Here is a 20,796-nt window from a genome sequence, read left to right on the forward strand (position 1 = left end):
CCCGTGATCCACCGGGCCGCACGGGCCGTCGTACGGCATGTGCCGTGCAGGCTGCCGCCGGTCAGTCGTTGCTGTGCAGGGCCGCGTTGAGTCCGCCCCAGGAGCCGGTGCGCTGGAGGGCCTCGACCTTGCCGGTGGTGGAGTTGCGGCGGAAGAGGAGGTTGTGGGCGCCGGAGAGCTCCACGGCCTTGACGACGGCGCCGTCCGGGAGGCTGACCCGGGTGCCCGCGGTGACGTAGAGGCCGGCCTCCACGACGCAGTCGTCGCCGAGGGCGATGCCGATACCGGCCTCGGCGCCGAGCAGGCAGCGCTCGCCGATGGAGACGATCTGCTTGCCGCCGCCGGAGAGCGTACCCATGATCGAGGCGCCGCCGCCGATGTCGGAGCCGTCGCCGACGACCACACCGGCGCTGATCCGGCCCTCGACCATGGAGTGGCCCAGCGTGCCGGCGTTGAAGTTGACGAAGCCCTCGTGCATCACGGTGGTGCCGGTGGCGAGGTGGGCACCGAGCCGCACGCGGTCGGCGTCGGCGATGCGGACGCCCGCCGGGGCGACGTAGTCGGTCATGCGGGGGAACTTGTCGACGCTGGTGACGGCGAGGTGCAGCCCTTCGGCGCGGGCCGCCAGGCGGACCTGCTCGACCTGGTCGACGGGGACCGGGCCGAGGCTGGTCCAGGCGACATTGGCCAGCAGGCCGAAGATGCCGTCGAGGTTCTGGCCGTGCGGCTTCACCAGGCGGTGGCTGAGCAGGTGCAGCCGGAGGTAGGCGTCGTGGGCGTCGGCCGGCTTGTCGTCCAGCGAGGCGACGACGGTGCGGACGGCGATGACCTCGACGCCGCGGCGGGGGTCGGGGCCCAGGGCCTTGGGCGCCGACTCGCCCAGCAGTTCGGCGGCGCGCTCCGGGGTCAGCCGCTCGGTCCCGGCCGGGCCGGGCTCGGCGGTGAGCTCGGGGGCGGGGAACCAGGTGTCGAGGACGGTGCCATCGGCGGCGAGGGTGGCGAGCCCGGCGGCGGCCGCGCCGGTCTTACGGGTGGTGGCTGCATCGGTCATGACCGAACGCTAACCGGTCCCGCTCCGCCCCCGCGAACCGGTCTCAGCGCCCGGTGTCACCCCGCTCGTCCTCTCGCGGACCGCCCGGTTTCCGTCCCGGGGCGGACGGCAACCCGGTATGACCGGCCCCACTACGTGCCGAGCAGTCGAGCTGTGGACTCGGAGATCCAGGTACTCACTGCCGCACGGAGGGGAGGATTGGCCGCCAGTGTCTCTTCGTGGGCAGTCCAGTGCTCACGGACTGCTCGAACTGTGTCCGCCGCTACGGTTGCGAGATGAGCGTCAGAAACACCGAACTTTCGGTCCAGTGCGCCTTCAAGCCGTTCGAAGGCGGAAAGCCTGACCCGGTCGAAGCGCTTACTGCCGCCGAACTTCAGGCCCAGGTCCTCCGGCTCGTCACCAGGGGCATAGGGGACCGTTGAGACCAGGTCGTACGCTGGTGAAAGGGAAGGCGTACGGCCGTCTCGGTAGATGAGGGACCAATTCTTCAGATGCCCGTCACCATTCCCGACAGCGACGGAGAACGCGATCCGGCGCACAGCCTCGCGAAGAGAGCGCACGTCCTGTCCTCGATACGACATGGCCGCGACAGTCTCGAAGGACGACATGTACTTCTCCTGCGGGTACTTGTCTCGCACCTGCGCAAGATCCTCAATATGAATCCGTGACCCGCTGCCGTCCCGAGCACGATCAAAGCGCCGTACTGCGTAAGCCCACTCCTCGGAGTTCGGCCACATACGGTCGGGCAGCCCGTCGAGTTGGTCGCGATGGAGCAGACGCACATCTGGAACATCGATGCCGACTGAATCGGCGAGAGACATGATGGTGAATTCGTTGCGCGGCACATCCGCGTGCCGGTAGTCGGGGAACTTGACCAGCCAGTCGCCGAACTCCCCGGAAGTCGGGACCGTCAGCCGGTCACCGCGCGCAAGCATCGAGAACTTCAGCGCTACCCCTGCAAGGGAGAAGCGCCACGGGGAGCGCCCGCCAACTCCTTCCGCGGAAGGTTCTCCGCCGGTCAAAGGATCCTGCCATTCCCAGCCGTCTTCCGGTCCTTCTGCACGCAGGACCTGCACAGCTCCGGGAAGGTCGTGGCCGACTTGCGCCAGGAGTTCCATTTCCCGGTCAAGGGAGACTCCTCGGTCGTCGGCGATCCATTCACGGAGGGGCCCCTCGGGAAGAAGGTTGGAGAACCACTTGGGCAACCGTAGTGCCGAGGCGTAGGGCGCTCTGAGGTTCTCCTCGAACCGCAAGCCGAGGACGGATCGCTGCGGGTCCTCCAAGTAACTCTCGCTCATGACGAAGCGCGTGTAGTCCCCTTTCTGACACAACGTGCCAACACGCAGCCCATGAAGGATAACCGCATAGTAGATCTCGGAGAGATGACCCATCGTGCAAGTAGTCCGTTTCGTGAAGACGGCGGCCCCGGCGCCGCGATCAGTACCCTTCGGGAGCAGCAGGGAGATCCGTCTCCTCGAGCTCGTCGAACTCGTCGTCCAAATTCAATGAATCCAGCGTGGGAGTGTCTTCGTAACCCCACTCCGCCATACGGCTGATGAAATCGCCCAGCTGCTCCCGGATACGTTCCTGGCGCAAGGAGAGAAAGGCGTCACGGTCCCGATCCGCCAATACGGCGACATCGCGGTCGAGCTGGTGTGAGGCCAGGACGGCGTCCCAGGTCCGGTCGTCGATCTCCAGGGGCTGCATCACGATGGCTGCCGGGATCTCGGATACGGGATCCATGCTCGTGGGCAGGAACAGTCGATTGGCGGGCGACAGCCTCGGCCGTGGGTCCCCGAGGCGGGGGTAGATCATTGGGGCGGCGCTGGCCGCGGTCCTCTCCTGCTGCAGCAGAGTGTTGAGGCTCTGTGCGTCCAGAACCTCGCCCGTGGTGAGCGAACGGGGCCCCAGGGACCACCAGGCGCTCAGGATGATCTTCGTCGTTGCTTCGTTGGTGCGGAAGCGGTCAGTGCTCGGCACGACGGGCTCTGCGCCAGAGATGGTGTCCAGCATGGCGCGGAGTGAGCCTTCCTCTTCGCCTGGCCGAATCTTGCCGCCGAGGGTGCGGCTGAACTGCGTGAAACTTCCTCTGAAAACCATGGGGCCGACAAGCGAGAGCCGCCAATACAACCTCCGCAGCAACCGGAGATTGTTGGGCCCCGGCTCCGGAAAGTGCGCAAAGAACCGAGTCAGGGTCACGAGCAGGGCCCTGTAGGGCAGCAAGGCGATATGAGGTACGCCGGCTTCCCTGATCAGAAAGTTGACCGCTCGAACCAGCGCTTCCTCCCCCTGGGAGAAAGCCGTGAGCTCGTCCTCGTCGGGGAACTCGGACTGCGTACGGCGACCAGCCGGAGAGAACTCGACACGGATGTCCCGCATCGGGTCGGGGCCGCGCCGTGCCAGAACCGACGCGAGGATGGTGCCCATGTCGATGCTGCCGAAGCCCGTCCGGGCCGCGACATTATCCGAAATCCTGGCCAGCGTCAGGCGTTCGTCAGCGCCCTTCTCCTCACCCGAGTACAGTGCGGAAAAAATCTCGCCGCGGTTCAGCTTGCGGCCGAAATTGTTCATCCGATCGAAAATATCGGTCAGGACGGCTCTGTCATCCTGCCGCACCAGGTAGGCGGGGACCTTGTACTGCCTCAGTGCGGTGGCCACGCGCTCGGCTTCGTCGAAATAGTCGGAAGCGGCCAGACCATCGGTCCGGAACCACGTGAGCAGCCTTTTGAGATCAAACAGGACGGGCAGGGCGACGTGGTGCGGCTCAGGAGAATGCGGACTCTCCACGAATTCCTTCGCAGCCAGGTCGTAGTACACGTTGAAGGGCTTGTAGGGGTGGCCCTCCGGACTCAGGGCGTTGGCCAGGCTTGTCAGACGCTGTTGCCCGTCCACGACCCACAACGACTCGTCATGTGCCGGCGCCGTCAGCCGGAGTCGCCCCAGCATGAACTGCTCCGGCTGCTGCCTGCGTACCCACAACAGCAGGTTGCCGATGGGGTAGCCCTTCACGATGCTGTCGAACAGACGCAATACGTCCTCACTCTGCCAGCGGAAGTCGCGCTGGAAGTGGGGTACACGGATCCGTCCGCCCCAGGCGAGCGGGACCAGGTCTCCGAGCTCATAAGTGGTGGCAGTGGGCTGCGCCTCGAGCCCTCCGGGACCGGTCGTCATAGCTGTCTCCAAGGGGGCATGCGGGGGGGCCGGCCATATGCGCCTGCGGCAAGGTGATTGTTTCATGCCCCGTGGCGGCTGATCCGTCGATTTCGCTGGGCATGAGACTCGGGCAGAGAAGCCGGAGCCTGTCCCGTCCCGATCACTCATGTCTGGATTCGCCGGTCTGCGACAGGCCCCTGGACCCGGCAGTTGCCCAGGGCTGGGCGTGGTGATCACTCGCATGCCGAGTGAAATGTGGTCCGACCGTTCTCGCCAGTGAGCGGACGCGGTCCGGTCCCGACCTGCGGCGGCAGTTCAACGGTGTGGTGTGGCGCTCGAGCCGGGACCCCGTGACGCGGTGTGCCGGAAGAGCGCGGTTCCTGGTCGACCGTTGACGGAGCGCTCCAACGGCGAACGGCGACCCGGCCCCCGGCCGCACCCTTCGTGACCTGCCGTGCTCGCTCGGCCGTTCCCCGCCCCGCCCAGGGCCCGGACCCGGGACAGTCCGCGGGCCGGGCCGGGCGGTGAGGGTGCGCCGGGGGCTCCGCCGCTGGGCGGGGCGGGCCCGCGCCGCCGCGTCAGACGTTGAAGCCCAGGGCGCGGAGCTGTTCGCGGCCCTCGTCGGTGATCTTGTCGGGGCCCCACGGCGGCATCCAGACCCAGTTGATCCGCAGCTCGTTGACGATCCCGTCGGTGGCCGACTTCGCCTGGTCCTCGATGACGTCGGTCAGCGGGCAGGCCGCCGAGGTCAGCGTCATGTCGATGGTGGCGACGTTGGAGTCGTCGACGTGGATGCCGTAGATCAGGCCGAGGTTGACGACGTCGATGCCCAGCTCCGGGTCGACGACGTCGTAGAGGGCCTCGCGGACCTCCTCCTCGCTCGCGGGCTTGGTGCTCTGTGCGGTCTCGGTCATGCCGACTCCTTCACTGACTCGTCGCCCAGTGCCTGCGCCGTGGCGTCCTTCCAGGCCATCCAGGAGAGCAGGGCGCACTTCACGCGCGCCGGGTACTTCGAGACGCCGGCGAACGCGACCGCGTCCTCCAGCACCTCCTCCATCGCGTCGTCGGGCTCCAGCCTGCCCTTGGACTGCATCAGCTCCAGGAAGGTCTCCTGGATCCTCCGCGCCTCGGCGAGCTCCTTGCCGACCAGCAGTTCGTTGAGCACCGAGGCGCTGGCCTGGCTGATGGAGCAGCCCTGGCCGTCGTAGCTGACGTCCTCGATGGTCTCGCCGTCGAGCCGCACGCGCAGGGTGATCTCGTCCCCGCACGTCGGGTTGACGTGGTGCACCTCGGCGTCGCCCTCGCGCAGACCGCGCCCGTGGGGGTGCTTGTAGTGGTCCAGGATGACGTCCTGGTACATGGAATCCAGCTTCACAGCAGTCAGCCCTCGTCCGTCCGTCAGTCCGTCAGCCGAAGAAGTTCCGTACGTGCTCCAGGCCGTCGACCAGGGCGTCGACCTCGGCCGGGGTGGAGTACAGATAGAACGACGCCCGCGTGGTCGCGGGAATTCCGTACCGCAGGCAGACGGGCCGCGCGCAGTGGTGGCCGACCCGCACGGCGATGCCCTGCTCGTCGAGGACCTGGCCCACGTCGTGCGGGTGGATGTCGCCGAGCGTGAAGGAGATCGCCGCGCCGCGGTCCTCGGCCGTCACCGGGCCGATGATCCGCAGGTCCGGGACCTCCCGGAGCCGGCGGACGGCGTACTCGGTGATGGTGTGCTCATGGGCCGCGATCTTGTCCATGCCGATCGAGGAGAGGTAGTCCACGGCCGCGCCGAGGCCGACGGCCTGCGCGATCGGGGGCGTACCCGCCTCGAACTTGTACGGCGCCGGGGCGTAGGTCGACTGGTGCATCGACACCGTCTCGATCATCTCGCCGCCGCCCAGGAACGGCGGCAGGTCCTCCAGCAGCTCCTGCCGGCCCCAGAGCACGCCGATGCCGGTCGGGCCGCACATCTTGTGGCCGGTGAAGGCCACGAAGTCGGCCTGGAGCGCCTGCACGTCCACCGGCATGTGCGGGGCGGCCTGGGAGGCGTCGATGACGGTGAGCGCGCCGACGTCCTGGGCCCGGCGGATGATCTGCTCCACCGGGTTGACGGTGCCCATGATGTTGGAGACCAGGGTGAACGAGACGACCTTGGTCTTCTCGGTGATGATCCGGTCGATCTCCGACAGGTCGAGCCGGCCGTCGTCGGTGAGGCCGAACCACTTCAGCTTCGCGCCGGTGCGCTGCGCGAGCAGCTGCCACGGAACGATGTTGGAGTGGTGCTCCATCTCCGTTATGACGATTTCGGTGTCGCTGTCCACGCGGTAGGGCTCGTCGGCCCAGCCCAGCATGTTGGCGACGAGGTTGAGCGACTCCGAGGCGTTCTTGGTGAAGATCACTTCGTCGCGGCTGGGGGCGTTGACGAACGCGGCGACCTTGTCACGGGCGCCCTCGTACAGCGCCGTGGCCTCCTCCGCGAGCACGTGCACACCGCGGTGCACATTGGCGTTGTGGCGCTCGTAGTACGCGTTCAGCGCGTCGAGGACCTGGCGCGGCTTCTGCGAGGTGGCCGCGTTGTCCAGGTACACGATCTTCCTCCCGTCGTGGACCGTGCGGTCCAGGAGGGGGAAGTCCTTGCGGATCGCCTCCACGTCGTACGACGACGCCGTGAGGAGGCCCGGCAGCTGTGTCACTCGGCTCAGGCCTCCTTCGTGTAGGCCTCGTAGCCCTCGGCCTCGAGCTTGTCGGCCAGCTCCGGGCCGCCGGACTCGGCGATCCGGCCCTTGGCGAACACATGCACGTGGTCGGGCTTGATGTACCGCAGGATGCGGGTGTAGTGCGTGATCAGCAGGGTGCCGGTCTCGCCGGTCTCGCGGACGCGGTTGACGCCCTCGGAGACGGTGCGCAGCGCGTCCACGTCCAGACCGGAGTCGGTCTCGTCGAGGATCGCCACCTTCGGCTTGAGCAGCTCCAGCTGAAGGATCTCGTGGCGCTTCTTCTCACCGCCGGAGAAGCCCTCGTTGACGTTGCGCTCGGCGAAGGCCGGGTCCATGTTCAGCCGCTCCATGGCTCCCTTGACCTCCTTCACCCAGGTGCGCAGCTTGGGGGCCTCGCCGCGGACGGCGGTGGCGGAGGTGCGGAGGAAGTTGGAGACGGAGACGCCGGGGACCTCGACCGGGTACTGCATGGCGAGGAAGAGGCCGGCGCGGGCCCGCTCGTCGACGGACATCTCCAGGACGTCCTCGCCGTCGAGGGTGACGGTCCCGCGGGTCACGGTGTACTTGGGGTGGCCCGCGAGGGAGTAGGCGAGGGTGGACTTGCCGGAGCCGTTGGGGCCCATGATGGCGTGCGTCTCGCCCTGCTTCACGGTCAGGTCGACCCCGGACAGGATCTCCTTCGTGCCGTTCTCGACCTCGACGGAGACGTGCAGGTCGTGGATTTCAAGCGTTGCCATGGATGCCTCAGGACTCCTGGGTGACGGAGACGAGCACAGCCGCGTCGGGGCCGTCTCCTTCGATCTTTACGGGGTATACGGGGACGGGGCGGGTGGCGGGCGGGCCGGAGGGCTTGCCGGAGCGCAGGTCGAACCGCGAGCCGTGCAGCCAGCACTCGATCTGGCAGTCCTCGACCTCGCCCTCGGAGAGCGAGACGTTCGCGTGCGAGCAGATGTCGTAAATCGCGTACACCTCTCCCTCGGTCCGGACGACCGAGACGGGGGTGCCGCCGATCTCCACCCGCCTGGGGGTGTCCTCCTCCAGCTCGGACAGCCCGCAGACCCGGACGAACTCGGTACCGGTGCCGGGGGCCATCAGACCGACGCCTCCAGCTCCGCGTCGATCTTCTCCAGCAGCCGTTCCTGCAGCTCGGGGAGGTTGATCTGCTGGACCAGCTCGGCGAAGAAGCCGCGGACGACCAGCCGGCGGGCCTCGTCGGCGGGAATGCCGCGGGCCATCAGGTAGAACAGCTGCTCGTCCTCGAAGCGGCCGGTGGCCGAGGCGTGGCCGGCGCCGAGGATCTCACCGGTCTCGATCTCCAGATTGGGGACCGAGTCCACCCGGGCGCCGTCGGTGAGGACGAGGTTCCGGTTGAGTTCGTAGGTGTCGGTGCCCTCGGCCGCCGCGCGGATGAGGACGTCGCCGATCCAGACGGCGTGCGCGTCCTCGCCCTGCAGCGCGCCCTTGTAGACGACGTTGCTGCGGCAGTGCGGGATGGCGTGGTCGACGAAGAGCCGGTGCTCCTGGTGCTGGCCGTTGTCGGTGAAGTACAGACCGTAGAGCTCGGCCTCGCCGCCGGGGCCCGCGTAGTTGATCCGCGGGTGGAGCCGGACCAGGTCGCCGCCGAAGGTGACGATCACGGACTTGAAGGTGGCGTCGCGGCCGACCAGCGCGGTGTGCTGTCCGGCGTGCACGGCCGTGCCGTCCCAGTCCTGGACGGAGACGGCGGTGAGCTTGGCCCCGTCCCCGAGGACGTACTCGACGTTGCCGCCGAACGTGGCGTCACCCGTGTGGTCGAGGACGACGACCGCCTCGGCGAAGGCGCCGACCTCGATGACGTGGTGGGCGTAGGCGGTGCCGCCCTGCCCGTGCACGGAGATCCGTACCGGCTCGGAGAGCACGGTCTCCTTGGGGATGGTGACGACCGTGGCTTTCTCGAAGGAGCTGTACGCCTGGGCGGCGACCCGGTCGACGGGCTTGCCGGCCCGGCCCAGCCGGGGGTCGTCCCGCCCGGCCCGCTCCTGGGTGGCCTCGGCGGGGGTGAAGACCTCGTAGCGGACGCCGCCGTCGTCCACGGCGGTGCCGTCGTGCAGTCCGCGGAGACGCTCCAGCGGGGTGAACCGCCACTCCTCCTCGCGGCCGTGCGGCACGGGGAAGTCCGCCACGTCATAGGAGGCGGGCGCGCTCACCCGGGCGTCGGCGGGATGGTCACCGCCCACCTGAATGGCACCTTCCGTGGTGCTGCCCACCGGGATGTTGTCAGCCATGGCTAGTCGTACTGCTCACTTTCTGCCTGATTGTGATCGCTCAAGGTCTGTGGGCGGCCGCCGCCCCGCACCCGGTCGGACGGGCACGGGACGGCGGGGGCCCGGACGGCGCCGGCCGGGATCAGCCGACCGCGCCCTCCATCTGCAGTTCGATCAGCCGGTTCAGCTCCAGCGCGTACTCCATGGGCAGCTCGCGCGCGATCGGCTCGACGAAGCCGCGCACGATCATCGCCATGGCCTCGTCCTCGGAGAGACCGCGGCTCATCAGGTAGAAGAGCTGGTCCTCGCTGACCTTGGAGACCGTCGCCTCGTGGCCCATGGACACGTCGTCCTCGCGGACGTCCACATAGGGGTAGGTGTCCGAGCGGGAGACGGTGTCCACCAGCAGGGCGTCGCAGAGGACGTTGGACTTGGAGCCCGCGGCGCCCTCGCCGATCTCGATCAGGCCCCGGTAGGAGGTCCGGCCGCCGCCCCGCGCCACCGACTTGGAGACGATGTTCGAGGAGGTGTTGGGGGCCATGTGGACCATCTTGGCGCCCGCGTCCTGGTGCTGGCCCTCGCCGGAGAAGGCGATGGACAGGGTCTCGCCCTTGGCGTGCTCACCCATGAGGTACACGGCCGGGTACTTCATCGTGACCTTGGAGCCGATGTTGCCGTCGACCCACTCCATGGTCGCGCCCTCGTAGGCCACGGCGCGCTTGGTGACCAGGTTGTAGACGTTGTTCGACCAGTTCTGGATCGTCGTGTAGCGGCAGCGGGCGCCCTTCTTCACGATGATCTCGACGACGGCGCTGTGCAGCGAGTCGGACTTGTAGATCGGGGCGGTGCAGCCCTCGACGTAGTGGACGTAGGCGTCCTCGTCGACGATGATCAGCGTCCGCTCGAACTGGCCCATGTTCTCGGTGTTGATCCGGAAGTAGGCCTGGAGCGGGATCTCCACGTGCACGCCCTTCGGCACGTAGATGAAGGAACCGCCGGACCACACGGCCGTGTTGAGCGCGGCGAACTTGTTGTCGCCGGCCGGGATGACCGTGCCGAAGTACTCCTGGAACAGCTCCGGGTGCTCCCGGAGCGCCGTGTCGGTGTCCAGGAAGAGGACGCCCTGCTCCTCCAGGTCCTCGCGGATCTGGTGGTAGACGACCTCGGACTCGTACTGGGCGGCGACACCGGCGACGAGGCGCTGCTTCTCGGCCTCCGGGATGCCCAGCCGGTCGTAGGTGTTCTTGATGTCCTCGGGCAGGTCCTCCCAGCTGGTGGCCTGCTTCTCGGTGGAGCGGACGAAGTACTTGATGTTGTCGAAGTCGATGCCGCTGAGGTCGGAGCCCCAGGTCGGCATGGGCTTCTTGCCGAACAGCCGCAGACCCTTGAGCCGCAGCTTCAGCATCCACTCCGGCTCGTTCTTCTTCGCCGAGATGTCGCGGACGACCTCCTCGGACAGTCCGCGCTTGGCCGCCGCTCCGGCGGCGTCGGGGTCGGACCAGCCGTATTCGTAGGTGCCCAGGCCCTCGAGTTCGGGGTGGGCGGTCTCCGTGGGGAGCGTCATGCGGGGTTCCTCCCGGCCGTGCTTGCGGATGCTGTGGTGGTCCTGGTGGTGGTGCGGTGCGGGCGGCCCGGGCCGCCGTCGGCGCCGTCGGTCCTCCCGGCGCGGGGGGCACCGCCCCTGGTGCGGCCGCTCTTCGCCTTCGGGCCGCCCGGGCCGCCCCCCGGGGGAGCGCCGCCCTTGGGGACGAAGGTGGTGCAGACCCCGTCGCCGTGGGCGATGGTGGCCAGCCGCTGCACATGGGTGCCGAGCAGGTCCGAGAAGACCTCGGTCTCCGCCTCGCAGAGCTGCGGGAACCGCTCGGCGACGTGAGCGACCGGGCAGTGGTGCTGGCAGAGCTGCTCGCCGACCGGCGCGCTGCGCGCAGCGGCAGCGTATCCGTCGGCGGTCAGCGCCCTGGCCAGGGCCTCGGTGCGCTGCTCGGGGGCCACGCCCTCGATGACCTTGCGGTAGCCGGCGGCCTGTGCGGCCAGCCGGGCACGGGCGAAGGCCGAGACCGCGGCCTCGCCCTTCTCGCCGCCGCCCGCCTGCTGCGCGATCCAGCGCAGCGCGTCGGCGGCGAGGGAGTCGTACGCCTGGTCGAAGGCGTCGCGGCCGTCGTCGGTGAGCGCGAAGGCCTTCGCGGGCCGGCCGCGTCCGCGCGAGCCGTAGACCCGCCGGTCACGGGGCTCGACGAGGCCCTCGGCGAGCAGGGCGTCGAGATGACGGCGGACGGCCGCCTGGGTCAGCACCAGCCGGCCGGCGAGCTCGGCGGCCGTGGACGGGCCGTGGTCGAGGATGGAGCGCGCGACGCGGTTGCGGGTGGAGCGCGGCTCGTCGTGCGCGGGCAGGGGCGAGGGGGCGGTCTCCGGGACCGCCGCCGCCTTCCGCTCTTCGCTCACGTTTTTCACAACGCCATTGTTGCGTAATTCCGCCGCCGGCGACAACCGGCGCCGGTGGGCGGCCACGTGGGCTCGATCACTAAGGGTCACCTAACGGCCCGGGCCCGGAGCGGTCCGGGAACGGGCCGCCGCCGGGGACCTCCACCCCCTCCGCCCCGGCCGCCCTTCCGGTCCCTGGCCGCCGGACGCCGCACGGGGCTCCGTAGACTGCGGCCATGCGCGATGAGCCCGTCGTCCAGGTGCGGAACCTGGTCAAGCGGTACGGACCCAGGACCGCGGTGGACGGGCTCGATCTGTCCGTGGCGGCGGGCACCGTCACCGCCGTCCTCGGCCCCAACGGTGCCGGCAAGACCACCACCGTGGAGATCTGCGAGGGCTACCGCCGCCCCGACGCGGGCACCGTCCGGGTCCTCGGTCTCGACCCGGTGGCACAGGCCGCGGCCCTGCGGCCCCGGATCGGGGTGATGCTCCAGTCGGGCGGCGTCTACCCGGGCGCGCGGGCGGCGGAGATGCTGCGGCACACCGCCAGGCTGCACGCCCATCCGCTGGACGTGGACATGCTGACCGAGCGGCTGGGCCTGGGCGGCTGCGGCCGCACCCCCTACCGGCGGCTGTCCGGCGGCCAGCAGCAGCGGCTCGCGCTCGCCATGGCGGTCGTCGGCCGTCCCGAGCTGGTCTTCCTCGACGAGCCGACGGCCGGTCTGGACCCGCAGGCCCGGCGCGCCACCTGGGATCTCGTGCGGGAGCTCCGCGCCGACGGGGTGACGGCCGTCCTCACCACGCACTTCATGGACGAGGCCGAGCAACTGGCCGACGACGTGGCGATCGTCGACGGGGGCCGGGTCGTCGCGACGGGCAGCCCCGAGGAGCTGTGCCGGGGCGGCGCCGAGGACACCCTGCGCTTCACCGGCCGCCCCGGCCTCGATCTCGCCGCCCTGCTCACGGCCATGCCGGCCGGGGCTGCGGCGGCGGAGACGGCGCCCGGCTCGTACCGGGTCACCGCGAAGGTCGATCCGCAGCTGCTGGCCACCGTCGCCTCCTGGTGCGCCCAGCACGGAGTGCTGCCGGACCGGATAGCGGTCGAGCGGCGCACCCTGGAGGACGTCTTCCTGGACCTGACCGGCAAGGAGCTGCGCGCGTGAGCACGGAAGCGGACCGGACCGCCGGCGTCTTCACCCCCCGTCCCGGGGCCGCGCCGCTGGGCCGGATGATCGCGGCGCAGACCGCCCTGGAGACGCGGATGCTGCTGCGCAACGGCGAGCAGCTGCTGCTGACGGTGGTCATCCCCACCCTGCTGCTGGCCCTCTTCGCCACCGTCGACATCGTCGACACGGGCACCGGCCGGGCCGTGGACTTCCTCGCCCCGGGGGTGCTGGCACTGGCCGTGATGTCCACGGCCTTCACCGGGCAGGCCATCGCCACCGGCTTCGAACGCCGCTACGGGGTGCTGAAGAGGCTCGGTGCCTCGCCGCTGCCGCGCTGGGCGCTGATGACCGCCAAGACGGGTTCCGTGCTCGTCACCGAACTGCTGCAGACCGCGCTGCTGACGGCGGTCGCCCTCGCCCTGGGCTGGTCACCGCGGGGCAATCCGCTGACCGTCGCGGCCCTCCTGCTCCTGGGCACCGCGGCCTTCTCGGGGCTGGGCCTGCTGATGGCCGGCACCCTGCGCGCGGAGGCGACGCTGGCCGCCGCGAACCTCGTCTTCATCCTGCTGCTGGTCGGCGGCGGGGTGGTGGTGCCGCTGGAGAGGTTCCCGGAGGCGGCGCAGTCCGTGCTCCAGCTCCTGCCGATCGCGGCCCTGTCGGACGGCCTGCGGGACGTCCTCCAGCACGGCGAGCCGGTGCCCTGGGGGGATCTGGGTCTCCTGGCCGGCTGGTCGGTCCTGGGCCTGGGCCTGGCGGCCCGCTTCTTCCGCTGGGAGTGAGGCCCGGTTCCGCCGGGCGCTGCCGCTCGTCCGGCCGGGACCGCAGGGCCTTCCGTTCCGCGGTCCCGGCCGGCCGCCGTGGTGGGGGCGGAAGGCCGCGGCCGCCGGTCGCCGGCTCAGCCCCGGCGGTCCGCCGGCTCCGGAACGGTCGGTTCGCGGGCCCAGGGCGGGTTGGCACCGGCGACCGAGCAGGTCAGTGCGGCCACCCGGGCCGCCGTGCGGCAGGCCTCCGCGAGCGCGCCGGCCGTCAGGCCGTGGAGTCTGCCGCCGAACAGGCCGAGGCTTCCGAGGTGGTGCAGCAGGCCGGCGGTGAAGGAGTCCCCGGCGCCGACGGTGTCGACCACCTCGGCCGGCGGTGCGGTGACAGCGACCCGCCGCCCGTCCAGCGAGGCCAGGGCCCCGCGGGCGCCCAGGGTCACGACGACGAGTGGAACACCCGCGGCGTGCCACCGGTCGCAGGCCCGTTCCGGTGGGAGGCCCGGCAGCAGGACCTCCAGGTCGTCCTCGCTGAGCCGCAGGATGTCGGCCAGTTCGCACCAGCGGTCCAGCCGGTCCCGGTACACACCGGCCGGTACGAGGAGCGGACGGACGTTGGGGTCGATGGAGACCGTGGCCGCCGGGCGGACGCGGGCGAGGAACTCCTCGATGCGCCGCCCGCCCGGGTCGCGTGCCAGGGCCAGAGAGCCGGTGTGCACGCACGCGGTCTCCCCGAGGGGCACTGCCTCCAGTTCAGCGGCCGTCCACTGCCAGTCCGCGGCGCCGTCCGCGTGGAAGGAGTACCGGACCCGGGCGGGATCGGTGGCGTCGGCGACGGCCAGGGTGCTGGGTTCGCGTGCCGTGACGCTGTCCCCGAGATCGGCACCGGCCGCGGTGAGGCGCGCGCGGAACAGCCGGCCGAAGACATCGCCGGAGAGCCGGCCGACGAAGCGGGTCGGTGTGCCGAGCCGGGCGAGGGCGACCGCCGTGTTGGCGGGCCCGCCCCCGGGCAGCACCCGGAGGGTGAGGCCGTCGGCGTCCTCGCCGCGGGAGACGGTGAAGGCGTCGGCGACGCACTCGCCGAGGACGGTGACCTGGGACGGGTTCATCGGGACCTTCTTCGGGAGCGCCCCGTGCGGAGCGGTGCGGACGGCGGTCACCCCTTGACGGCCGAACTGGCGACGCCCTGGACGAACCAGCGCTGGAACAGGGCGAAGACCACCAGGACGGGCAGGACCAGCAGCACGCCGAAGGCGAGGATCTCCCCCCACTCGGGCGGCTGACGGCCCTGGAAGACGCTGATCGCCAGGGGAAGGGGCCGTACCGACGGGTCGGACACCATCAGGACCGGCCAGAGGAAGGAACCCCACTGCAGGAGAAAGCTCAGGATGGCCACGGAGGCGAAGGCCGGCCTGCTCATCGGGACGATGACCGAGAACCACGTGCGCCAGGGCCCGGCCCCGTCGAGCCGCGCCGCCTCCTCGACGGCGGGCGGGACGGCCCGGAAGAAGGTGTGGAACTGGTAGATGAAGAAGGCGTTGGCGATGAACGGAAGGGCCTGGATGTACACGGTGTTCCGCTCGCCGTTGAACAGGTAGAAGAGCGGCACCGCCACCGACTCGAACGGCACCAGCATCAGCAGCAGGACGGCCGTGAGCAGGAGTTCGCGGCCGCGCCACCGCAGACGGCACAGGGCGTAGGCGGCCATGGAGTTGACCAGCAGGCCGCCGGCGACGACGGTGCACGTCACCACCACGGAGACGGCCATGAAGGTCCAGAAGTGGCCGGTGCTGTCCGAGGAGAAGGTGTCCAGGACGCCGGTGTAGTTGCGCAGGGTGAGATCGGTGGGCACGAATCCGGACAGGCCGGAGAGCACCTGGTCCGACGGTTTGAGGCTGCCGATGAACAGATAGATCACGGGCAGCGCGAAGAGGAGGGAGAGCACGCTGAGCACGGCGTAGTCGAGGCCGCGGCGCAGCGCGCCGCGGTGGATCCGGGATGCGGAGGTCATGGTCAGTCGCTCTCCGGTCGGACGAGTCGGCGCTGCAGGAGCGTGAGGGCGACGACGATCACGAAGAAGACGACGGTGATCGCGGAGGCCCGGCCGACGTTGTTCTGGTCGAAGGCCGTGGTGACGGCCTGGTACATCACGGTCCGGGCGGCGTCCTCGTCGAGCCCGCCGCCCCTGACGAGGACGTAGACCTGGTCGAAGAGGCGGAAGGACAGAACCGAGGTGAGGAGGGCGACGAACACCAGGGTGTTGCGCACGCCCGGCAGGGTGACGTTGCGGAACTGCTGCCACCGGGAGGCACGGTCGAGTGTGGCGGCCTCGTAGAGCTCGCCGGGGATCTGCTGGAGGGCCGCCAGCAGAATGACCATCTGGAAGCCGACGCCCTGCCAGACCGACAGCACGATGACCGAGGCCAGGGCCGTGGCGGAGGACCCGAGCCAGTCGAAGGCGCCCCAGTTCCCGAACGTGACGTACGACAGCAGGGTGTTGAGCATGCCCTGGTCGCTGCGGGCGAGGATCAGCCGCCAGATGACGGCGACCAGCGCCATGGGGAAGACGACGGGCAGGAAGAAGACGGACCGGAACAGCCCGATGGCCTTGAGTTTGCGGTTGAGCAGCACGGCCAGGCCCAGCGCCAGGGCGGTCTGGAGCGGCACGACGACGGCGGCGAACGTGACGTTGTTGAGCAGCGCGCGCAGGAAGGGGCCGGAGACGTCCGGATCGGTGAAGAGCCGGCGGTAGTGCTCCAGTCCGAAGAACTGCGGCGGACGGGGTGAGCCGAGCCGGACGTTGTAGAAGGAGAGCACGACGGCGTAGACGAACGGTACGCCGACGAACAGGACGAGCCCGGCGAGGGCCGGCGCCGACATCAGCAGGGCGTGCGGTCCCTGCCGGTCGCGGCGGGAGCGGCGGCCCCCGGGTACGGGCGGATTCCCTCCCGTCTCCCCGGGCGGGTCCGGTGCCCTGCGGCGCCTGGCTCGGCGGTGGGTGGCTGTGGCGGCCATGGCCGTTTACCTCTTCCCGGCGGGGCGGGGGCCCGGACCGGCCGGGCCCCCGCCGCCGACTCGTGTCACTGGGTGCGGTATCCGTCGTTGTCGGAGAAGTCCTGGTCGATGGCGCGGGCGGCCTTCTTCAGGGCCGCCTCGGGGTCGGCGCCGCCGTACACGGCGTTCAGCGCCTTGCCGAACTCCGCCGTGACCACGGGATATCCGGCGGTGACCGGACGGGTGACCGCCACGCAGTCGTCCGTGATGGTGGCGGGGTCCGATCCGCAGGGCCGGGCGAGCTGGTCGGCGAAGAGTTCGAGCGGGCCGCCGTCCCGGTACAGCTTGCTCTGCTCCAGTGCGGACCGGGTGGCCGGGACCGCGCCGTTGGCCTCGGTCATCGCCGCGATGTTGGCGTCGTTCAGCAGATGGTCGAGAAAGGTCCCGGCGGCCTTGGCGTTCTTGCTGCCGGCGCCGATGCCCCAGGCCCACGAGCCCTGGCCGGTCTTGGGGCCGTTGCCGAAGTCGGGGAGCGGCAGCACCGTCAGGTCGTCGCCCAGGGCCTCGGAGTAGGCGGGGTACATCCAGTGGCCGACCCAGCTCAGGGCCACGCGCCCCTTCGCGAAGGCGTTGCCGTCGGTGTTGGGGTCGACGAAGCCCTTCCACGACTGGAAGGTGCGCAGCGCCGAGACCGATTCGGGCGAGTCGAGCGCCCCGGCCGCCCTGCCGTCCCGGAGGAGCGATCCGCCCGCCGACCAGACCATGGGGGCGAAGCCGTAGGTGCCCCATTCGGTGGCCAGGCCGTTGCCCTCCTGGATGTCCAGGACCTTCTTGTCGGCGTCCCGGGCCGCGAGCTTCTTGAGCGCGGCGGTGAACTCCTCCGCGGTCCAGGCGTCGGAGAGGCCGGTGGGGTAGTCCACCCCGGCTTCGTCCAGGAGCTTCTTGTCGGCGTAGAGACCGAGGCCGGAGTCGTACATGCCGAGGCCGTACAGCTTCCGTTCGAAGGTGCCCTGGCGCCTCACGGCCTCGGTGGCGTTGGCCACGGTCGTGGCGGAGAGGTAGCGGTCGGCCGGTGCCAGCTTGCCGTTGTAGACGAAGTTGGCCATGGTCGGGCCGTCGAACTCCAGAACGTCCGGGAGCTCGGCGGGGTCCGTGGTGGTGATGGTCTTGGTGTAGTCGTTGCCGGGGATGAGCTTGAGCTCGGCTTTGATGTCCTTCTGCTCACTGTTGAAGGACTTCACGGCGTTCTGGAGGGCCTTGTCCTCGGCGGCCTGGCCCTGGTGGGCCCAGACGGTGATCGTGCCCTTGCCGCTGCCCGCCTCGGTCTCCGTCCCGCCTCCGCCCCCTCCGCACGCGGACGTCGCAGCGAGCGGCAGGACCAGGAGCAGGGCTAGCCCGGCCCTCCGGCGGTGCTGTCTTCTGATCATGACTCATCTCCATGGTTCGGCACGCGGCTCCGGGCGGAGGAGCCTTCCGGTGCGCGGCGAGGGCGGCCGGAGCCGTACGGACGGACGTCCCCGCCGGGCCGGGGCCGGGGACACGCACGCGGACGCCGCGCCGGCGACGGGCCGCCGCGGGCCGGCCGCGGCCGGCCGCCGGGGTGCGCCGGGTGGCCACCCGTCCCGCTTCCGGCCGACGGCGCTCCGGTTCCGCAGAACCCCGGCCCTCGCCTGATGTGCACCAGACCGTAGGGGAAGGCACTACGGTGCACAAGCGTTTGCGTTCAGATTTCTCCATTGTTATCAGCAGCCCACTGGACATCCGTTCATTGCTTGACGCACACGTTTGTGCAATCCTTTGCCCGCTTCACACCACCTGTTGGGAGATCTCCATGCGCTATGCCCCGCCCGGCCTCTGCCTCAACGACTTCGCCCTCCTGTCCGAAGGCGGTGTGCACACCCTTCTCCACCTCCAGGGGCCCTGGACGGAGGAGTTCGACGCCACGCGGATGGAGACGTCCTACGGCCGGGCGACGTCCACCGATCTGGTGCGGTGGGAGCCGCAGGGCGGCGCGTTCGGCGTGGGCCTGCCCGGCGGATTCGACGACGCGGCCGTCTGGACCATGCATCCCTTCCCGCACGAGGGCGGCCTGACCATGTACTACACGGGCGTCCGCACCGCCGTGCCGGGCGGCTGGCCCATCCAGTCGGTGGGTCTCGCACGGTCCGCCCGGCGGGACGGGACGGGCTGGCGCCGGCACGGCACCGGCCCCGTGGTGGAGGCCGACCCGCGCTGGTACCGGACCGGCGAGGGCATGGCCTGGCGGGACCCGTTCGTCGTCCGCGACGACGACGGGACGGGCTGGACCATGGTGCTCTGCGCCAGCGACACCTCCCTGCCGCAGGAGCGCAGCGGCTGCGTGGGCCTCGCCGTCTCCGCCGATCTCGTGCACTGGGAGGTCCGTCCCCCGCTGATCTCCCCGGGGGACGTGGACGAACTGGAGTGCCCCGTGCTGGAGCGGGTGGCGGACGGCTGGCTGCTCTTCGGGTGCGTCGGCGCCACCCGCCGCGTCGAGACCTGGCGGGCGCCGCGGCTCGACGGGCCCTGGGAACGGGTCGGTCCGCTGGCCCCGGCGGACGTGTACGCCCCGCGGGTCACCACGGCGCCGGACGGGCAGCGGGTCGTCCTGCACACCACTCCGCGCCGCACGGGACTGTCGGATTCGGGGGCGCCGTGCCGCGGCATGCTCGCCCAGCCCAAGGTGCTGGCGGTCCCGGCGGACGGAGTCCCCCGGCTGGAGTGGTGGAGCGGACTGGACGCCTGGCTGGGCGAGCCGGGTGACGGCCCCGCGCTGCACGCGGCCGGGGACGTGGAGGTCGCCGGCCGCACCGAGGTCGTGCTCCGCGAGGACGCTGCGGGCCCGGCGCTGCTCGTCGGCTGTGCGGGCCGGGAGATATGGGTCACCGGAGCGGGCGGGAGCCGCCTCCGGGAGACCGTGCTCGACCGGGAGCCCGGCCGGCTGCGCATCCTGACGGTCGGCGAGTACGTGGAGGTCTACGCGGACGGGGTGTTCGTCCTGGCCGCCGCCGGCTACGCGGGCCGCCCGGTCGCCTGGCGGGCGGTCTCCGGGGGAACCGCCCGCGCGGTCCGCGTCCGCCCGGTGCGGCTGCCCGACCCGGACCGCGGGGACGTCTCGGCGGTCTGGCCCGGCCCCGTGGGCTGAAGCGGCCGGACGGCGGCCTGCCCCCTCAGTCCCGGTCGAGGTCCCGCGGCGGCCCGGTGGTGTCCCGGAGCACGAACCGCACCGGCATCCCGACGTACTCGGGAACCTCGCCACCGGGGTTCCGCAACTGCTCCAGCAGCAGTGCGGCCGCCTCGGCGCCCTGCGCGGCGACGGGCTGCGCCACGGTCGTGAGGCCCACGACCTCGGCGAGCTGATGGTCGTCGAAACCGACCACGGAGACGTCCCGCGGCACACGCAACCGGTGACGGCGCAGCGCGCGCAGGGCGCCCATGGCCATCTCGTCGGACTGCGCGAAGACGGCGGTGGGCGGCCGGGAGGCGGCCAGGAGCCGCGTCATGGCCCGCTCGCCGCCCTCCACGGTGAACTCCCCGTCGGCCTCGATCTCCGGGTCGTACTCGATACCGGCCTCCGCGAGCAGTTCCAGATAGGCCAGGCGCCGCTCGATCGGAGTGGTCCAGTGCATGGGGGCCGTGGGGCCGGTGCCGATGAGACCGATCCGGCGGTGACCGAGGTTGAGGAGGTGCCGGACGGCCAGCCGGGTGCCGGCCCGGTCGTCGATACCGACGGTGACGAAACCGGGCCGGGCACCGCCCACGATGAGCCCGAGGGGGATGCCGAGCCCGCGCAGGGCCGCGGCCTCCTCCTCGGTGGGGACCACCAGGGTCAGCAGGGCGTCGACCCGCTTGCGCACCGGCAGGTCCGCGAAGAAGCGCTCCCTGGCCTCCTCCGAGCCGACGTTGTAGAGCAGAAGGTCGTAGCCCGCTTCGCTCAGGACCCGCTCCGCCGAGTCGATGATCTGGCCGAAGAACCACCGCCCCACGTAGGGGGTGAGGACTCCGAAGGTGAGGGTGCGGCGGCTCGCCAGGCCCGCGGCGTTGCGCGAGGCCGTGTAGCCCAGCGAGGACGCCACCCGGCTGATCCGCTCGCGGACGGCGTCGGAGACGCCGGGTCTCCCGCGCAGCGCCCGGGAGACCGTCGATGCCGAGACACCGGCCGCCTTCGCGACATCCGTGATGCTCACCGTCACCGCCGGTTACCCTTCTCCCGCCTCCGCGGCGCGGGGGTTCTCCCTCCGCCGGAAGCCCGACACTAGTCCGGCCGGACTGCGGTGCGCAAGCGTTTGCTCC

Annotated in this window: 19 protein-coding genes; 3 read left to right on the forward strand and 16 right to left on the reverse strand. The window is 70.7% G+C overall.

What is annotated here, in order from left to right; all coding sequences use genetic code 11:
* Positions 1-61 precede the first annotated feature (61 nt).
* From dapD to KBZ10_RS21430, 11 genes are all read right to left on the reverse strand, one after another.
* Complete coding sequence (gene dapD / locus KBZ10_RS21380; protein WP_210989305.1) at positions 62-1,051, reverse strand: 2,3,4,5-tetrahydropyridine-2,6-dicarboxylate N-succinyltransferase; 990 nt, start codon at positions 1,049-1,051, stop codon at positions 62-64.
* A 131-nt stretch (positions 1,052-1,182) separates the two neighbouring features.
* The gene (locus KBZ10_RS21385; RefSeq protein ID WP_210989306.1) at positions 1,183-2,442 is read right to left on the reverse strand and encodes a type II toxin-antitoxin system HipA family toxin; all 1,260 of its coding nucleotides are present in this window, start codon (positions 2,440-2,442) and stop codon (positions 1,183-1,185) included.
* 46 nt (positions 2,443-2,488) lie between these two features.
* Positions 2,489-4,222 carry a DUF262 domain-containing protein gene (locus KBZ10_RS21390; protein WP_210989307.1) on the reverse strand — a complete coding sequence of 578 codons (1,734 nt, stop codon included), beginning with the start codon at positions 4,220-4,222 and terminating at the stop codon, positions 2,489-2,491.
* A 560-nt stretch (positions 4,223-4,782) separates the two neighbouring features.
* Positions 4,783-5,118 (reverse strand): metal-sulfur cluster assembly factor, encoded by a 336-nt coding sequence (locus KBZ10_RS21395; RefSeq protein ID WP_210989308.1) that lies wholly within the window; start codon positions 5,116-5,118, stop codon positions 4,783-4,785.
* A complete protein-coding gene (sufU, locus tag KBZ10_RS21400) occupies positions 5,115-5,579 on the reverse strand; it encodes a Fe-S cluster assembly sulfur transfer protein SufU (protein WP_210989309.1) in 465 nt (154 codons plus the stop codon). The genes KBZ10_RS21395 and sufU overlap by 4 nt, the downstream gene beginning before the upstream one ends.
* 31 nt (positions 5,580-5,610) lie before the next feature.
* Positions 5,611-6,882, reverse strand: a complete 1,272-nt coding sequence (locus KBZ10_RS21405) for a cysteine desulfurase (protein ID WP_210989310.1) — start codon at positions 6,880-6,882, stop codon at positions 5,611-5,613.
* A 5-nt stretch (positions 6,883-6,887) separates the two neighbouring features.
* The gene (gene sufC / locus KBZ10_RS21410; protein ID WP_210989311.1) at positions 6,888-7,643 is read right to left on the reverse strand and encodes a Fe-S cluster assembly ATPase SufC; all 756 of its coding nucleotides are present in this window, start codon (positions 7,641-7,643) and stop codon (positions 6,888-6,890) included.
* Between the two features lie 7 nt (positions 7,644-7,650).
* Complete coding sequence (locus KBZ10_RS21415) at positions 7,651-7,998, reverse strand: non-heme iron oxygenase ferredoxin subunit (protein WP_210989312.1); 348 nt, start codon at positions 7,996-7,998, stop codon at positions 7,651-7,653.
* Positions 7,998-9,170, reverse strand: a complete 1,173-nt coding sequence (gene sufD, locus KBZ10_RS21420; RefSeq protein ID WP_210989313.1) for a Fe-S cluster assembly protein SufD — start codon at positions 9,168-9,170, stop codon at positions 7,998-8,000. Before sufD ends, KBZ10_RS21415 begins: the two co-directional genes overlap by 1 nt.
* A 121-nt stretch (positions 9,171-9,291) precedes the next feature.
* Entirely contained in the window at positions 9,292-10,713 is a 1,422-nt protein-coding gene (gene sufB / locus KBZ10_RS21425) for a Fe-S cluster assembly protein SufB (RefSeq protein WP_210989314.1), read from the reverse strand.
* A complete protein-coding gene (locus KBZ10_RS21430) occupies positions 10,710-11,600 on the reverse strand; it encodes an ArsR family transcriptional regulator (RefSeq protein ID WP_210989315.1) in 891 nt (296 codons plus the stop codon). The genes sufB and KBZ10_RS21430 overlap by 4 nt, the downstream gene beginning before the upstream one ends.
* Positions 11,601-11,806: 206 nt before the next feature.
* Between KBZ10_RS21430 and KBZ10_RS21435 the strand changes: the two genes are divergently transcribed.
* Together KBZ10_RS21435 and KBZ10_RS21440 are read left to right on the forward strand one after the other, a co-directional pair.
* On the forward strand, positions 11,807-12,733 hold the full coding sequence (locus KBZ10_RS21435; RefSeq protein WP_210989316.1) for an ABC transporter ATP-binding protein: 927 nt from the start codon (positions 11,807-11,809) through the stop codon (positions 12,731-12,733).
* Between the two features lie 65 nt (positions 12,734-12,798).
* Positions 12,799-13,515: an ABC transporter permease gene (locus KBZ10_RS21440; RefSeq protein ID WP_210989357.1), complete on the forward strand. Its 717-nt coding sequence runs from the start codon at positions 12,799-12,801 to the stop codon at positions 13,513-13,515.
* Positions 13,516-13,631: 116 nt separating this feature from the next.
* Here the strand turns inward: KBZ10_RS21440 and KBZ10_RS21445 are convergent, their stop codons facing one another.
* The 4 genes from KBZ10_RS21445 to KBZ10_RS21460 all read right to left on the reverse strand — a co-directional run bounded on the left by KBZ10_RS21445 (position 13,632) and on the right by KBZ10_RS21460 (position 17,912).
* Positions 13,632-14,600 (reverse strand): carbohydrate kinase, encoded by a 969-nt coding sequence (locus tag KBZ10_RS21445; RefSeq protein WP_210989317.1) that lies wholly within the window; start codon positions 14,598-14,600, stop codon positions 13,632-13,634.
* A 47-nt stretch (positions 14,601-14,647) separates the two neighbouring features.
* A complete protein-coding gene (locus tag KBZ10_RS21450) occupies positions 14,648-15,502 on the reverse strand; it encodes a carbohydrate ABC transporter permease (RefSeq protein ID WP_210989318.1) in 855 nt (284 codons plus the stop codon).
* A 2-nt stretch (positions 15,503-15,504) separates the two neighbouring features.
* Positions 15,505-16,506, reverse strand: coding sequence for a carbohydrate ABC transporter permease (locus KBZ10_RS21455; protein ID WP_210989319.1), 1,002 nt, complete (start codon positions 16,504-16,506; stop codon positions 15,505-15,507).
* Between the two features lie 65 nt (positions 16,507-16,571).
* The gene (locus KBZ10_RS21460) at positions 16,572-17,912 is read right to left on the reverse strand and encodes a sugar ABC transporter substrate-binding protein (RefSeq protein WP_210989320.1); all 1,341 of its coding nucleotides are present in this window, start codon (positions 17,910-17,912) and stop codon (positions 16,572-16,574) included.
* A gap of 404 nt (positions 17,913-18,316) precedes the next feature.
* On the opposite strand from KBZ10_RS21460, the gene KBZ10_RS21465 reads away from it, so the two are divergent.
* Complete coding sequence (locus tag KBZ10_RS21465) at positions 18,317-19,648, forward strand: mucin-1 (RefSeq protein ID WP_210989321.1); 1,332 nt, start codon at positions 18,317-18,319, stop codon at positions 19,646-19,648.
* Positions 19,649-19,673: 25 nt separating this feature from the next.
* Here the strand turns inward: KBZ10_RS21465 and KBZ10_RS21470 are convergent, their stop codons facing one another.
* Entirely contained in the window at positions 19,674-20,696 is a 1,023-nt protein-coding gene (locus KBZ10_RS21470; RefSeq protein ID WP_210989322.1) for a LacI family DNA-binding transcriptional regulator, read from the reverse strand.
* Positions 20,697-20,796 lie beyond the last annotated feature (100 nt).

It is taken from the genome of Streptomyces sp. F63 (genome assembly GCF_018070345.1).
Classification (GTDB): Bacteria; Actinomycetota; Actinomycetes; order Streptomycetales; family Streptomycetaceae; genus Streptomyces.